Below are 13,210 nucleotides of genomic sequence, written 5' to 3' on the forward strand. Positions count from 1 at the left end.
TTGGTGGGTGTATTGTGTCGTTCCGATTAAGATGAGGCATACCCCTGGTGCGGAGAGCAACGAGTGACCCTTGATCTTTCCAGAAGCCCGACCTGCAGCGATTGTCCTATCCGCCACCGGGCGGTCTGTGCCCGGTGCGACGCGGATGAGTTCGCCCGGCTGGAATCAATGAAATACTACCGCAATGTCGAGGCCGGACAGACCATCCTGTGGCGCGGCGACCGGCTTGAGAACGTGGCCTCGCTGGTGCGCGGGGTGGCCTCGATCAGCCAGTCGCTCGAGGATGGGCGGACGCAACTGGTGGGGCTGCTGCTGCCATCGGATTTCATCGGCAGGCCGGGGCGGGACCGGGCGCCCTATGATGTGGTGGCGGTGACCGATGTCACCCTGTGCTGTTTTGCGCGGCGGCCGTTCGAGACACTGATCGAGACCTCGCACGGCATCAGCCGCCGGCTGCTCGAGATGACGCTGGACGAGCTGGATGCGGCCCGCGAATGGATGCTGCTTCTGGGGCGCAAGACCGCGCGCGAGAAGATCGCCACCTTCCTGCGGATGCTGACGCGGCGCAGCCAGTTGCCGGGGGGCGAGGTCGGCGCGACGGTGATGGAGATGCCACTGACGCGCGAGACGATGGCCGATTACCTCGGGCTGACCATCGAGACGGTCAGCCGTCAGATCTCGGCATTGAAGCGCGACGGGGTGATCCGGCTGCATGGCAACCGTGGCGTCGAGGTTCTGAGCCACACGCGGCTGGCGGCCGAGGCCGGCGAGGACGCGCTGATCGACTGATCCCCGCGGTCAGTGCGCCATGAGCACCGGCAGCGGTGCGCGTTCCAGCATGTGGCGGGTGGCGCCGCCGACGATGGCTTCGCGCATCCGGGTGTGGCCATAGGCGCCCATGACGATCATCCCGGCACCGGTTTCCGCCGCGCGCCGGATCAGGATGTCGGCCACGCTCGATTCCGTCCTTGCCAGAACAGACACTTCGGCCTGCACGCCATGCCGTGACAGGTAGCTGGCCAGCGCGCCGCCGGGGTCCGATCTGCCGGGGCCGTGCTTGGGCGGATCGACGATGACGATCTCGGCCAGCTTGGTCTGGCGCAGCAACGGCAGGGCGGCACGGGTCGCGCGGAGCGCCTCGTCGCTTTCGTTCCAGCCGATCAGGATGCGCTCGGGCGGCATGCGTACGGTGACGGTTTCGGGAACCACCAGCGTGGGGGCCGAGGCTTCGAACAGCCCGGCTTCCAGCGCGGTGACACTGTGGACGGTCTCGGCGGGCGCATAGGGCGCAGCCAGAACGAACAGATCGCAGAACCGCGTCTGTTCGGCGATGTAGCGGCCGAGGCCCGGCGCTTGCACCACATGATCGGCAAGTTCCCAGCGCAGGGTTTCGCCCTCGAGCCGCCGGTGGATGGCATCGCGCAGCACCGCGCCCTCGGCCTTGGCCTGATCGGCGTTCTCGCGCAGCAGCACCGCATTGGCGCCCGCGTAATAAAAGCCCGGATCGGTCTGGTCGATGCCGGGGGCGATCACCCTCAGGTGGGCGTCGGTGCGTACCGCCTGGGTGACGGCGGCTTCGAATGCGTCTCCGAGAAGGCTTTCGACGGAGACGAAGGTGGCGATTGAGGGATAGTCCATGGCTGTTCTCCGGTCTGGATATGCCGCGACCCTGCCACAGAGCGCGCCGGTGCGATTTGACGTGGATCAAGGTCGGGCTTCTGCGGCGATGCAATAAGCGGGGCAATTGCGGACCGAGGGTGCGCGACTGCAACGGATGAGCTGATGATGGATTATGTGAAACTTGCCGCGCTCGCGCTGATCGCGCTTCTCGCGGCCATTGCCGCAAACTTCGGGCGTGACCTTGCCTATCAGGTACACGCGCTGATCGTGCTTGCCGTTGCGGGCGGGCTTTTCCTCTGGGTGCTGCGCGGTGCGGACGAGCCGCGCAGCGCGCCGTCGGGCACGCCCGGCTATGACGACGGGGTGATCCGGGCGGGGGTAATCGCCACCGCCTTCTGGGGCATCGCGGGCTTTCTTGTGGGCACTTTTATCGCCTTCCAGCTGGCCTTTCCGGTGCTCAATTTCGACTGGGCGCAGCCCTATGCCAACTTCGGCAGGCTGCGGCCCTTGCACACCAGCGCCGTGGTCTTCGCCTTTGGCGGCAACGCGCTGATCGCCACCTCGTTCTACGTGGTGCAGCGCACTAGCGCCGCAAGGCTCTGGGGCGGCAACCTCGCGTGGTTCGTGTTCTGGGGCTACCAGCTGTTCATCGTGCTGGCCGCGACCGGCTATCTTCTGGGCGCCACCCAGTCGAAGGAATACGCCGAGCCGGAATGGTACATCGACATCTGGCTGACGATCGTCTGGGTGGCCTACCTCGCGGTGTTCCTCGGCACCATCTTCCGCCGTCGCGAGCCGCATATCTACGTCGCCAACTGGTTCTACCTGGCGTTCATCGTGACCGTGGCGATGCTGCACATCGTCAACAACCTCGCGGTGCCGGTGTCGATCTGGGGGTCGAAGTCGGTGCCGCTTTTCGCCGGCGTGCAGGACGCGATGACCCAGTGGTGGTACGGCCACAACGCTGTGGGCTTCTTCCTGACAGCCGGGTTTCTGGGCATGATGTACTATTTCGTGCCGAAGCAGGCCGGTCGCCCGATCTACAGCTACAAGCTGAGCATCATCCACTTCTGGGCGCTGATCTTCCTGTATATCTGGGCCGGTCCGCACCACCTGCACTATACCGCGCTGCCCGACTGGGCCTCGACTCTGGGCATGGTGTTCAGCGTGATCCTGTGGATGCCCAGCTGGGGCGGCATGATCAACGGCTTGATGACCCTGCAAGGGGCATGGGACAAGATCCGCACCGATCCGATCATCCGCATGTTCGTGATGAGCCTTGCGTTCTACGGCATGTCGACCTTCGAAGGCCCGGTGATGTCGATCCGCGCGGTCAATGCGCTGAGCCACTACACCGACTGGACCATCGGCCACGTGCATTCGGGCGCGCTGGGCTGGAACGGGCTGATCACCTTCGCCTGCATCTACTACCTGACGCCCAAGCTCTGGGGCCGGGTGCAGATGCATTCGATGGCGGCGATCAACTGGCACTTCTGGCTCGCGACGCTGGGCATCGTGCTCTACGCGGCCTCGATGTGGGTGACCGGCATCATGGAAGGGCTGATGTGGCGCGAGGTCGATGACCAGGGCTTCCTGGTGCACAGCTTCGCCGACACCGTCGCCGCCAAGCTGCCGATGTACATCGTGCGCGGGCTGGGGGGCATCCTCTACCTGGCCGGGGCCATCATCATGATCTGGAACATGTGGATGACGATCCGCAGCGGGCAGCGTGCCAACGCGCCCCTGCCGGTCGCCGCCGAATAAGGAGACTACGAGCATGGCCGACAATCCCAAGGTTCCGAAGCCGGAGAACGATCCGCTGGTGAGCACGCTGAAGGACTTCCCCGGCGAGATCCCCAACGAGTTGCCGCATCACACCTCGCTGATCCAGCGCCACCACATCCTCGAGAAGAGCCCGACGCTTCTGCTGGTCTTCTCGTTCCTGGTGGTCACCATCGGCGGCATCGTCGAGATCGCGCCGCTGTTCTACCTCGAGAACACGGTCGAGAAGGTCGAGGGCGTGCGGCCCTATTCGCCGCTCGAACTGGCCGGCCGAGAGGTCTATGTCCGCGAGGGGTGCTACACCTGCCATAGCCAGATGATCCGCCCGATGCGCGATGAATGGGAGCGTTACGGACCCTATTCGCTGGCCGCCGAGTCGATGTACGACCATCCGTTCCAATGGGGGTCGAAGCGCACCGGGCCGGATCTGGCCCGGGTCGGCGGGCGTTATTCCGACGCCTGGCATGTCGAGCACATGATCGACCCGCAGTCGGTGGTGCCCGAGTCGGTGATGCCCGGCTATGCCTTCCTGGCCGAAACGCCGATCGAGGCCGATCACATCCCCGACCTGCTGGCGGCGCATCGCGCGGTGGGCGTGCCCTACAGTGACGAGATGATGACCGAGGCGGTGGCGGACTTCCGGGCGCAGGCCGATCCCGACAGCGACTGGGACGGGCTGGTGGCGCGCTATCCGGGCGCGGTGGTGTCGAATTTCGACGGCGCGCCGGGGATCACCGAGATGGATGCGCTGATCGCCTACATGCAGATGCTTGGCACGCTGGTCGATTTCTCGACCTTCGTCGCCGACGCGAGCCGCTGAGGAGGGTGTGATGGAAACCTATACCCTGCTGCGCGCCTTCGCCGACAGCTGGATGCTTCTGGCGCTGACGCTGTTCTTTCTGGGGGTCGTGGTCTGGGCGTTCCGCCCGGGCAGCGGCCCGACCCATCGCGACACCGCGGCCATTCCGTTCCGCCATGACGAGGCAGGCGCCCCGGGCGAGACCCAATCGGAGCAAGACACATGAGCGATCACAAGAAGACGGCCGAGACCGAGGGTCCCGGCACCACCGGCCACACCTGGGACGGGATCGAGGAACTGAACAATCCCCTGCCGCGCTGGTGGCTCTGGACCTTTTACGCCACCATCCTGTGGGGGGTGATCTACACCATCGCCTATCCGGCCTGGCCGCTGATCAACCAGGCGACCGCCGGGGTGATGGGCTATTCCACCCGCGCCGAGGTGGCCGAGGCCATTGCCGCGCACGAGGCCAAGAATGCCGATCTGACCGAGGCTCTTGCGGGTGCCGAACTGGCGGAACTGCCGGACAACGCCGATCTGCACCGCTATGCCGTCGCGCGGGGCGCGGCAGTGTTCCGCACAAACTGTTCGCAGTGCCACGGCGCGGGCGCGGCAGGCGCGGTCGGGTATCCCAACCTGCTGGACGACGACTGGCTCTGGGGCGGCGACATCGAAGCGATTGCCTGGACGGTGCGGCACGGCATCCGCACGGACACCGATCCGGACGCCCGCTGGTCGGAGATGCCGGCCTACGACGAGATGCTGAGCGACGCCGAAATTTCTTCGGTGGTCGCGCATGTGCAGGGGCTGAGCGGGGACGCGCCCGAGGGCGCTGACATAGCTCTGGGTGCGCAGGTCTTCGCCGACAATTGTGCCGCTTGCCACGGCGAGGCCGGGCGCGGCATGACCGAGCTGGGCGCGCCGGACCTGGGCGATGCCATCTGGCTTTACGGCGGCTCGGCCGAGGCGATTGAGCACAGTGTGCGCGCGGCGCGGTTCGGCGTGATGCCCCCTTGGGGTGGGCGGCTGCAGGCGGCGGACGTCAATGCCGTCGCCGCCTATGTGCACGCGCTCGGCGGCGGCGAATAAAGGCCGCGTCGGAAAAACGGAGGCGGGCGCTTGACCTGTATCAAGGCAGGCGCCCGCCGTGCGGCCTAGACAATCCCTGACCACAGCATCGGAGCGCCTCGGGTGAGCCAGACCGAAACCCCATCTCTTTTCGCGGCGCATGAGCCGATCTTTCCGCGCCGTGTCTCGGGCCGTTTCCGGCGGCTGAAGTGGTGGATCATGGGCGTGACGCTCGCGATCTACTATCTGACTCCGTGGCTGCGCTGGGACCGGGGGCCGGACCTGCCGGACCAGGCAGTGCTGGTCGATCTGGCCGGGCGGCGGTTCTATTTCTTCTGGATCGAGATCTGGCCGCACGAGTTCTATTTCGTGGCCGGGCTGCTGATCATGGCAGGCTTCGGGCTGTTCCTGTTCACCTCGGCGCTGGGGCGGGTGTGGTGCGGTTATGCCTGCCCGCAGACGGTCTGGACCGACCTGTTCATGCTGGTCGAGCGCTGGATCGAAGGCGACCGCAACGCCCGGGTGCGGCTGTGGAACGCGCCATGGTCGGCGAAGAAGTGGCGGCTGCGGGTGACGAAATGGACGGCCTGGCTGCTGATCGCCGCGGCGACCGGTGGCGCCTGGGTGTTCTATTTCACCGATGCACCGACGCTGGCGCGGGACCTGCTGACCTTGCAGGCGCCGCCGATCGCATGGACCACCATCGGCGTGCTGACCGCGACGACCTTCGTGCTGGGCGGTTTCATGCGCGAACAGGTCTGCATCTACATGTGCCCCTGGCCGCGTATCCAGGGCGCGATGATGGACGACCGGTCGCTGACCGTGGCCTATCGCGACTGGCGCGGCGAGCCGCGTGGCAAGCACCGCAAGGCCAAGGGTGCGGAAGCTCTGGGCGACTGCATCGACTGCATGGCCTGCGTCAACGTCTGCCCGACCGGCATCGACATCCGCGACGGCCAGCAGATGGAGTGCATCACCTGCGCGCTCTGCATCGACGCTTGCGACGAGGTGATGGGCAAGATCGGCAAGCCGCGCGGGCTGATCGACTATCTTGCGCTGGCGGACGAGGCCGACGAGCGCGCCGGCCGGCCGGTGCCGTCGCTGGCGCGGCACGTGTTCCGGCCGCGGACGCTGATCTATACCGGGCTCTGGGCGCTGGTCGGCGTCGGCCTGCTGGTGGCGCTTTTCGTGCGGTCGGACCTTGGGCTGAGCGTGGCCCCGGTGCGCAACCCCACCTTCGTCACCCTGTCGGACGGCGCGATCCGCAACACCTACGTGCTGCGGCTCAGGAACCAGACCGGTGCGGCCACCGAGGTGATGCTGTCCCTTGCTGCGCCGGGGCTGAGGCTCGCGCTGGAGGGGGCACCGGCGGACGTGACCACCGTCACGGTGCCAGCGGACGACATGCTTCAGGTGCGGGCCTATGTGACGGCGCCGGCCGGATCCGAGGCCGCGGTGCGCGCCACCAGTGATGTCAGGCTGTGGGCGGCCACCGCCGAGGGCGCGCGGACCTCGCGCGAGACCACGTTTCATGGAAAGGAAGTGCGATGACGGGTGAAATTCGAGGCTGGCATGTGCTGGCGGGCTTCGTGCTGGCCTTCGGCACGATCATTGCGGTCAACCTGACTCTCGCGGTCAAGGCCGTGGCGACCTTTCCGGGGCTGGAAACCGCGAACACCTATGTCGCCAGCCAGAGCTTCGACGCAGATCGTGCGGCGCAAGAGGGCCTGGGCTGGTCGGTGGCGGTCCGGGCGGAAGAGGGGCGGTTGCACCTGAGTTTCCGCGACGACGTCGGACCGGTGCAGCCGAGGATCGTCAGCGCGGCGCTCGGGCGGGCGACGCATGTGGCAGCCGACATGGAACCGGCCTTCCGCTTCGACGGCGATGGCTTTGTCGCGCCGGTCGAGCTTGCGCCGGGCAACTGGAACCTGCGTCTGGTGGCCGAGGCCGCGGACGGCACCCGGTTCCGGCGCCGGTTTGCCCTGCGGGTGGCGCCATGACGAGCCTCGCCGCTTGTCCCGGATGCGTCGCCGTGCAAGGCGGCGGCTGGACGCGGTCCGAGGTTGCGGAAGCCGGCGACAAGCTGGTGCTGTCGGTGCCGGAGATGCGTTGCGCGGCCTGCCTGACGACGGTTGAGACCGCCCTGGCCGGGCTGCCCGGCGCGTTGGGTGCGCGGGCGAACTTTGGCCGCAAGCAGGTGACGGTCGCGGGCCGCGTGGACCCGGAGGCAGCCATCGCAGCATTGCAGGCCCAAGGCTATGCGGCGCAGGAGTTGGACGGCGATTTGCTGGACGCAGAGGCCGATCCGGAGGGGCGCAGGCTGCTGACCAGCCTCGCGGTCTCGGGCTTCGCGATGATGAACGTGATGTTGCTGAGCGTCGCGGTCTGGTCGGGGGCGACCGATGCGACGCGGGAGATGTTTCACTGGATTTCGGCAGCGATTGCCCTGCCGGCGGTGGCGTTCGCGGCGCAGCCGTTCTTCCGGTCGGCGTGGCGGGCGCTATCGGCCCGGCGGCTGAACATGGACGTGCCGATCAGTCTGGCGATCCTGCTGGCCTCGGGGATGTCGCTTTACGAGGTCGCGGCCGGCGGGCACCACGCCTGGTTCGACGCGGCGCTGTCGCTGACCTTCTTTCTGCTTGCAGGGCGCTATCTCGATCACCTGACCCGGAGGGCGGCGCGCTCTGCAGCGTCGGAACTGACGGCGCTTGAGACGCGGCGGGTGACGCGGCTCGAGGCCGGGGGGCCGGTGCTGGCCCGCCCGGCGGACTTGCAGCCGGGCGACCTGTTGCGGCTGCGCGCCGGCGAGCGGCTGGCGGCGGACGGGGTGCTTCGCGAAGGCATGGCGCGGGTGGATCGCAGCCTGCTGACGGGCGAGAGCGCGCCGGTCGCGGTGGCGGCGGGCGCGCCGCTGAAGGCCGGTGAGATCGTGCTCGACAGTCAGGTGACGGTCGAGGTGACGGCAGCGGGCGAAGACACCACGCTACGGCGTCTGGCGGCGCTGGTGGAGCGGGCCGAGACGGCGCGCAACCGTTATACGGCGCTGGCCGACCGGGCGGCGGCGATCTATGCGCCGGTGGTGCACCTGCTGGCCCTGTTTGCCTTCGCAGGCTGGGTCTGGGCCACGGGGGATGCGCGGCTGTCGCTGAACGTGGCGGTGGCGGTTCTGATCATCACATGTCCCTGTGCCCTCGGGCTGGCGGTGCCCGCGGTGTCCACGGCGGCGGCCGGACGGCTCTATCGCGCGGGTTTTCTGCTGCGGCACGACACGGCGCTAGAGCGGCTGGGCGAAATCGACACCGTGGTGTTCGACAAGACCGGAACGCTGACCATCGGGCAGGCCGCACTGGACCTGTCGGAGTTGAGTGACGACGAGCAGACGGCGCTTGCGGCGCTGGCCGGGGCGTCGGATCACCCGGTGGCGCGGGCCTTGGCAGCGGCGCTGCCGGTCAGCACCCCGATCACGGGTGTGCGCGAGGTCGCGGGACGCGGAGTGGAAGGTGTGTGTAACGGTCAGGTGGCGCGGCTGGGGCGTTCGGATTGGGTTGGCGGTGACGGTGACGGCACCGCGTTCCGGCTGGGCGACGGCACAGTGCGTGCGCTGCGGATCGACGAACACCTGCGGCCGGGGGCCGCGCAGGCGGTGGCCGACCTGCAGCGTCTGGGCCTGCCGGTCCACCTGCTGAGCGGCGACCGTCCGGAGGCGGCGGCAGAGGTCGCGCGGCGGCTGGGGATCGCGACCGTCGCGGCGGCGATGCAGCCGGAAGACAAGATCGCCTATCTGGAACGGCTGGCCGAGCACGGCGCGCGGGTGCTGATGATCGGCGACGGGCTGAACGACACGGCGGCGCTGGCGGCGGCGCATGCCTCGCTGGCGCCGGCCTCGGCGCTCGATGCCTCGCGCGCGGCGGCGGATGTGGTGCTGGTGCGCGAGGACATGGCGCTGCTGCCGCTGGCCATACGGACGGCGCGGGCGGCCCGGCGGCGGATGCGCGAGAATTTCGCCATCGCGGCAGGCTACAACATGATCGCCATTCCGCTGGCACTGGCCGGGCTGGCGACCCCGCTGATGGCGGCGCTGGCGATGTCGACGTCGTCGATCACGGTGGTGTTGAACGCAATGCGGGGACCGGGACGATGAATGTTTTGGTGGTGTTGGTGCCGGTGTCGCTGATCCTCGGAGGTCTGGGGCTGGCGGCGTTTCTCTGGACGATACGGGCCAACCAGTACGAGGACCTCGAGGGCGATGCCTGGCGGATCCTGGGCAGGGATGATCCGCCTGAGTGAGATCAGCCGAGGTGCAGCCGGTTCGGGGCGGTCAGGACCTCGCAGCGGCCGTTGCGGGTGCGGGTCACGAGGGTGAGGTTGCACTCCTGCGCCAGACGTACGGCATAATCGGTGGCCGCCGAGACGGCGATGACCACCGGGACGCCAAGGGCAGCGGCCTTCTGTACCATCTCGGTGGAGACGCGCGACGTCAGCACAAGCGCGCCGGTGGCGGGGTCCAGCCCCGCGCCCGAGATCGCGCCCGCGAGCTTGTCGAGGGCGTTATGCCGGCCGACGTCTTCCCGCGCCAGCACGATGCCGGCGCCCGGTTGCAGGAATCCGGCGGCATGGCTGGCGTGGGTGCGGTCGTGCTCGGGCTGGTGGGCGCGAAGCAGGTCGGGGGCGGCGCAGGCTTCGGCGCGGGACAGGCGAAGGGGGCCGTCAGGCAGACGGGGCAGGCGGCGAGCGACCTTGGCGAGGCTGTCGATGCCGCACAGGCCGCAGCCGACGGGGCCGATCATCGACCGCTGGCGTTGGGCGATGCGGGCGGCGGCAGGGCCGCGCAGCCAGAACCGGGCCTCGAAGCCTTCGTCATGTTCGACGATCTCGAGGTCTTCGATCTCGTCAAGTGTGGTGGCGATGCCTTCGGTGAGGGCGAAGCCGGTGGCAAAGTCGTGCAGGTTGCGCGGAGTGGCCATCATGACGGCCAACGTCGTGGCGTTGCAGACAATGGCGACCGGGGCCTCCTGCACCAGCGGCAGCGGCGCGGTGAGGGGTGTGTAAAGGGTCATGCGATCACCTCCACCGGGGTGCCCTTGTAGGCCGGGGTCTGCGAATTCTTTTCGTGATAGGCCAGCGGAACCAGGGGATTGAGCTCGGGGAAGTACCCCGCGACACAGCCGGCAGGCAGGTCGTAGGCAGTGAGTGTGAGACCGTCGACGCGGCGGCGGTGGCCGTCGTCTATGGCGCAGCTAAGGCTGACTTTCTGGCCATCCTCCAGGCCGAGACGGGCAATCTCGTCGCGGTTCATCAGGACGATCATGCGGCTGCCCTCAAGCCCGCGAAGGCGGTCGGAGAAGCCGTAGATCGTGGTGTTGAACTGGTCGTTCGAGCGCAGGGTGACGAGGGTCATGGTACGGTCACCGGCGGGTGCCTCGCCTAGCGCCGAGAGCGTGGTCGGGGTGGTGAACTGGGCCTTGCCGCTGTCGGTCTGCCATTGGCGGTGGCGGGCCGGGTTGCCGCGATAGAAGCCGCCGGGTTCGAACATGCGTTCGTTGAAGTCGGCGAAATCGTCGGGAAAGGTCTCGGCGATCAGTTCGCGGACAATGTCGTAATTGGCCGTCCAGGCATCCCATTGCAGCTTTGGGTTGGGTGGCAAGGTGGCCTTGGCGATGCCCGCGATGATGGCCAGTTCGGACCGGCAATGATCGCTGGGGGGCTCGGCCTCACCGAGAGAGGCGTAGATGTGCGAGAGCGAATCTTCCATGGTCACCGCCTGCGGACCCGTTTCCTGGATGTCCGTGTCGGTTCGGCCAAGGCAGGGCAGCAAATAGCCCGTCCGGCCGGGCACAAGGTGGGTGCGGTTCAGCTTGGTGGCGATGCAGACGGTGAGGGGCAGGGAGGGCCAGGCCTCTTCCATCCGGGTGCGGTCGGGCAGGGCCCGGACGAGGTTGCCGCCGAGCAGGATCATCGCCTTGACAGAGCCGTTCAGGATGCCTTCGCAGGCCTTGACGGCGTTCAGGCCGTCCTTGGTGGGGGCGTTGATGTCGAACATCTGGCTGAGCTTGTCGGCGGGCATGTGGGCGGATTTCTCGCCGATGCCGACGGTGCGTTGGCCCTGCACGTTGGAATGGCCGCGCACCGGCGAGATGCCGGCGCCTGTCTTGCCCATGTTGCCGCGCATCAGCAGCAGGTTGCAGAGCATCCCGAGGTTGAGCCAGCCGTTGACATGCTGGGTGAGGCCCATGCCGTAGATGCCGATGGCGCGGTCGGCGGACAGGTAGATTTCGGCAGCTTCCTCGATCATGGCGCGGCTCAGACCGGAGTTCCGCTCGATCTCATCCCACGGTGTATCACGGACAGCCGCGATCATCGCGTCGTAGCCTTCGGTCTCGGCCTCTATGAAGGCGCGGTCAATGACGGTGCCTGGGGCCGCGTCTTCGGCCTGCGACACGCATTTGATGAGGCCGGCGAGCGCGGCGACGTCGCCGCCGGGACGGACCTGAAAGTATTTCTCGGAGATCCGCGTCGGTTTGCCGACGGTCATCTGTACCGGGTTCTGCGGATCGACGAACTCGATCAGGCCGCGTTCACGAATGGGATTGAAGGTGACGATCCGGCAGCCGCGCTCGACGGCGGCCTTGAGGGTATGCAGGAAGCGCGGCGCATTGGTGCCGGTGTTCTGGCCGAAGAAGAAGATCGCATCGCAATGGTCGAAATCTTCCAGCGTGCAGGTGCCCACCGGGGTGCCGATGTAGGTCTGCAGGTTCACGCTGGTCGTCTCGTGACACATGTTGGACGACTGCGGCAGGTTCTGATGGCCCAAGGCGCGGGCAAACAGCGCGTAGAGATATGACGCTTCAAGCCCGGCGTGGCCGGAAGAGTAGAACACCGCCTCATCGGGGTCGATGGCCTGAAGCTGTTGGCCGATGTCGGCAAAGGCCGCGTCCCAGCTGACCGGGCGATAGCGGTCGGTGGCGGCGTCGTACTTCATCGGCTCGGTCAGGCGACCGGCCTTTTCGAGGTCGTGGTCATGCCATGTCTTCAGCTCGGTCAGGGTGTGGCTGGCAAAGAAGTCGCGGTCGGCGCGGTTCTTGTCGAGTTCCCAAAGCGTGGCCTTGGCGCCGTTTTCGCAGAATTCGAAGGTATGGGGCTTGGCCGGCTTGGCCCAGGCACAGGACGTGCACATCATGCCGCCGGGTTTGTTTTGCGTCGACAGGATCTTCAGCGCGACGGCCGAGGGTTTCGCCTCGCCGAAGATGCGGGTTACGCCGTGCAGGGACCCCCAGCCTCCGGTCGCGCTTTCGTAATGCGGCGTGTCGGGGTCTTGTCCGGTCTTGTTGTGCTGCGGGTGTCGGGGTCTGTCGGCCATGGAGCCCTCCTGTCGGATCCTTGCAAGCTCAACTGGTGAAGCGACTGGGGTGTTCCGGTGGCGGCTTGGCAACAGCGCGCCTCTGCCGGTGTTTTGGCTTTTCTTGCCCACGCCGGTCTGCGAAACAGGCGGCAATAATGCCAACGGGGTCAGACATGCGCCGGATCATCCTTCCCAGCCTTTTCGCAGTTCTTCTCGTCGCTGGGTGCGGCGGCGTCGGCGGCAGCCGCTCGGTCGTGGACCGCGTTGGCGAGGACGACTTCCTGAAGCTGAGGGCCGGGCCGGGATTGGAATTCAGGACGATCCTCGGACTGCCCGAGGGCACGGAAGTGGTGCGGCGGGATTGCGTGACCGAGCTGGGGCAGCTTTGGTGCCGGGTGTCGCTTGCCGATGCGCCGGGAATGACCGGCTACGTGGCGGCGGACTACCTTACTGCACGCTGAGCCGGAGGTGCGCCGCGCGGCCGGCGGCGGGGGCGTGCTGCCCCTGCGGCACCAATTGCGGCAAGACCGGGGCAGTCGAATCGAGCAAAGCCCTTGGTGTGTCGCCAACGGGTGGCCAATTCAGAGGATGCCTGCCGATTG

13 protein-coding genes are annotated in these 13,210 nt (G+C 67.3%); 10 read left to right on the forward strand and 3 right to left on the reverse strand.

Annotation, left to right across the window (positions count from 1 at the left end):
- Positions 1 to 63 precede the first annotated feature (63 nt).
- Entirely contained in the window at positions 64 to 789 is a 726-nt protein-coding gene (gene fnrL, locus AC04PT_RS03110) for a transcriptional regulator FnrL (RefSeq protein WP_482872035.1), read from the forward strand.
- 9 nt (positions 790 to 798) lie between these two features.
- Here the strand turns inward: fnrL and AC04PT_RS03115 are convergent, their stop codons facing one another.
- Positions 799 to 1,638, reverse strand: coding sequence for a universal stress protein (locus AC04PT_RS03115; protein ID WP_482872036.1), 840 nt, complete (start codon positions 1,636 to 1,638; stop codon positions 799 to 801).
- A gap of 144 nt (positions 1,639 to 1,782) precedes the next feature.
- Here AC04PT_RS03115 and ccoN point away from each other — a divergent pair, with 144 nt between their 5' ends.
- The 8 genes from ccoN (at position 1,783) to ccoS (ending at position 9,556) form a co-directional block, all read left to right on the forward strand.
- A complete protein-coding gene (ccoN, locus tag AC04PT_RS03120; RefSeq protein ID WP_482872037.1) occupies positions 1,783 to 3,384 on the forward strand; it encodes a cytochrome-c oxidase, cbb3-type subunit I in 1,602 nt (533 codons plus the stop codon).
- 13 nt (positions 3,385 to 3,397) lie between these two features.
- The gene (gene ccoO / locus AC04PT_RS03125; protein ID WP_482872039.1) at positions 3,398 to 4,222 is read left to right on the forward strand and encodes a cytochrome-c oxidase, cbb3-type subunit II; all 825 of its coding nucleotides are present in this window, start codon (positions 3,398 to 3,400) and stop codon (positions 4,220 to 4,222) included.
- A 10-nt stretch (positions 4,223 to 4,232) separates the two neighbouring features.
- Positions 4,233 to 4,427, forward strand: coding sequence for a cbb3-type cytochrome c oxidase subunit 3 (locus AC04PT_RS03130; RefSeq protein ID WP_482872040.1), 195 nt, complete (start codon positions 4,233 to 4,235; stop codon positions 4,425 to 4,427).
- Complete coding sequence (ccoP, locus tag AC04PT_RS03135) at positions 4,424 to 5,290, forward strand: cytochrome-c oxidase, cbb3-type subunit III (RefSeq protein WP_482872041.1); 867 nt, start codon at positions 4,424 to 4,426, stop codon at positions 5,288 to 5,290. The genes AC04PT_RS03130 and ccoP overlap by 4 nt, the downstream gene beginning before the upstream one ends.
- A 102-nt stretch (positions 5,291 to 5,392) precedes the next feature.
- Positions 5,393 to 6,820 (forward strand): cytochrome c oxidase accessory protein CcoG, encoded by a 1,428-nt coding sequence (gene ccoG, locus AC04PT_RS03140; RefSeq protein WP_482872042.1) that lies wholly within the window; start codon positions 5,393 to 5,395, stop codon positions 6,818 to 6,820.
- Complete coding sequence (locus AC04PT_RS03145) at positions 6,817 to 7,269, forward strand: FixH family protein (protein ID WP_482872043.1); 453 nt, start codon at positions 6,817 to 6,819, stop codon at positions 7,267 to 7,269. Before ccoG ends, AC04PT_RS03145 begins: the two co-directional genes overlap by 4 nt.
- Positions 7,266 to 9,410, forward strand: a complete 2,145-nt coding sequence (locus AC04PT_RS03150; RefSeq protein ID WP_482872044.1) for a heavy metal translocating P-type ATPase — start codon at positions 7,266 to 7,268, stop codon at positions 9,408 to 9,410. Before AC04PT_RS03145 ends, AC04PT_RS03150 begins: the two co-directional genes overlap by 4 nt.
- Positions 9,407 to 9,556 (forward strand): cbb3-type cytochrome oxidase assembly protein CcoS, encoded by a 150-nt coding sequence (gene ccoS, locus AC04PT_RS03155; protein ID WP_482872045.1) that lies wholly within the window; start codon positions 9,407 to 9,409, stop codon positions 9,554 to 9,556. The genes AC04PT_RS03150 and ccoS overlap by 4 nt, the downstream gene beginning before the upstream one ends.
- Positions 9,557 to 9,558: 2 nt before the next feature.
- Here ccoS and fdhD read toward each other — a convergent pair whose 3' ends face one another.
- Both fdhD and AC04PT_RS03165 read right to left on the reverse strand, forming a co-directional pair.
- A complete protein-coding gene (fdhD, locus tag AC04PT_RS03160) occupies positions 9,559 to 10,326 on the reverse strand; it encodes a formate dehydrogenase accessory sulfurtransferase FdhD (RefSeq protein ID WP_482872046.1) in 768 nt (255 codons plus the stop codon).
- Entirely contained in the window at positions 10,323 to 12,626 is a 2,304-nt protein-coding gene (locus AC04PT_RS03165; RefSeq protein WP_482872047.1) for an FdhF/YdeP family oxidoreductase, read from the reverse strand. The genes fdhD and AC04PT_RS03165 overlap by 4 nt, the downstream gene beginning before the upstream one ends.
- Positions 12,627 to 12,781: 155 nt before the next feature.
- On the opposite strand from AC04PT_RS03165, the gene AC04PT_RS03170 reads away from it, so the two are divergent.
- Positions 12,782 to 13,069 (forward strand): SH3 domain-containing protein, encoded by a 288-nt coding sequence (locus AC04PT_RS03170; protein ID WP_482872048.1) that lies wholly within the window; start codon positions 12,782 to 12,784, stop codon positions 13,067 to 13,069.
- Positions 13,070 to 13,210: the final 141 nt, after the last annotated feature.

It is taken from the genome of Litorisediminivivens sp. KMU-197 (assembly GCF_056858395.1).

What these genes read in the sequence shown, in the direction of transcription:
- AC04PT_RS03145 (WP_482872043.1), top strand. Translation starts at nt 6,817, where the DNA reads ATGACGGGTGAAATTCGAGGCTGGCATGTGCTGGCGGGCTTCGTGCTG.
- ccoN (WP_482872037.1), top strand. Translation starts at nt 1,783, where the DNA reads ATGATGGATTATGTGAAACTTGCCGCGCTCGCGCTGATCGCGCTTCTC.
- AC04PT_RS03115 (WP_482872036.1), bottom strand. Translation starts at nt 1,638, where the DNA reads ATGGACTATCCCTCAATCGCCACCTTCGTCTCCGTCGAAAGCCTTCTC.
- AC04PT_RS03130 (WP_482872040.1), top strand. Translation starts at nt 4,233, where the DNA reads ATGGAAACCTATACCCTGCTGCGCGCCTTCGCCGACAGCTGGATGCTT.
- AC04PT_RS03150 (WP_482872044.1), top strand. Translation starts at nt 7,266, where the DNA reads ATGACGAGCCTCGCCGCTTGTCCCGGATGCGTCGCCGTGCAAGGCGGC.
- ccoP (WP_482872041.1), top strand. Translation starts at nt 4,424, where the DNA reads ATGAGCGATCACAAGAAGACGGCCGAGACCGAGGGTCCCGGCACCACC.
- AC04PT_RS03170 (WP_482872048.1), top strand. Translation starts at nt 12,782, where the DNA reads ATGCGCCGGATCATCCTTCCCAGCCTTTTCGCAGTTCTTCTCGTCGCT.
- ccoS (WP_482872045.1), top strand. Translation starts at nt 9,407, where the DNA reads ATGAATGTTTTGGTGGTGTTGGTGCCGGTGTCGCTGATCCTCGGAGGT.
- AC04PT_RS03165 (WP_482872047.1), bottom strand. Translation starts at nt 12,626, where the DNA reads ATGGCCGACAGACCCCGACACCCGCAGCACAACAAGACCGGACAAGAC.
- fdhD (WP_482872046.1), bottom strand. Translation starts at nt 10,326, where the DNA reads ATGACCCTTTACACACCCCTCACCGCGCCGCTGCCGCTGGTGCAGGAG.
- ccoO (WP_482872039.1), top strand. Translation starts at nt 3,398, where the DNA reads ATGGCCGACAATCCCAAGGTTCCGAAGCCGGAGAACGATCCGCTGGTG.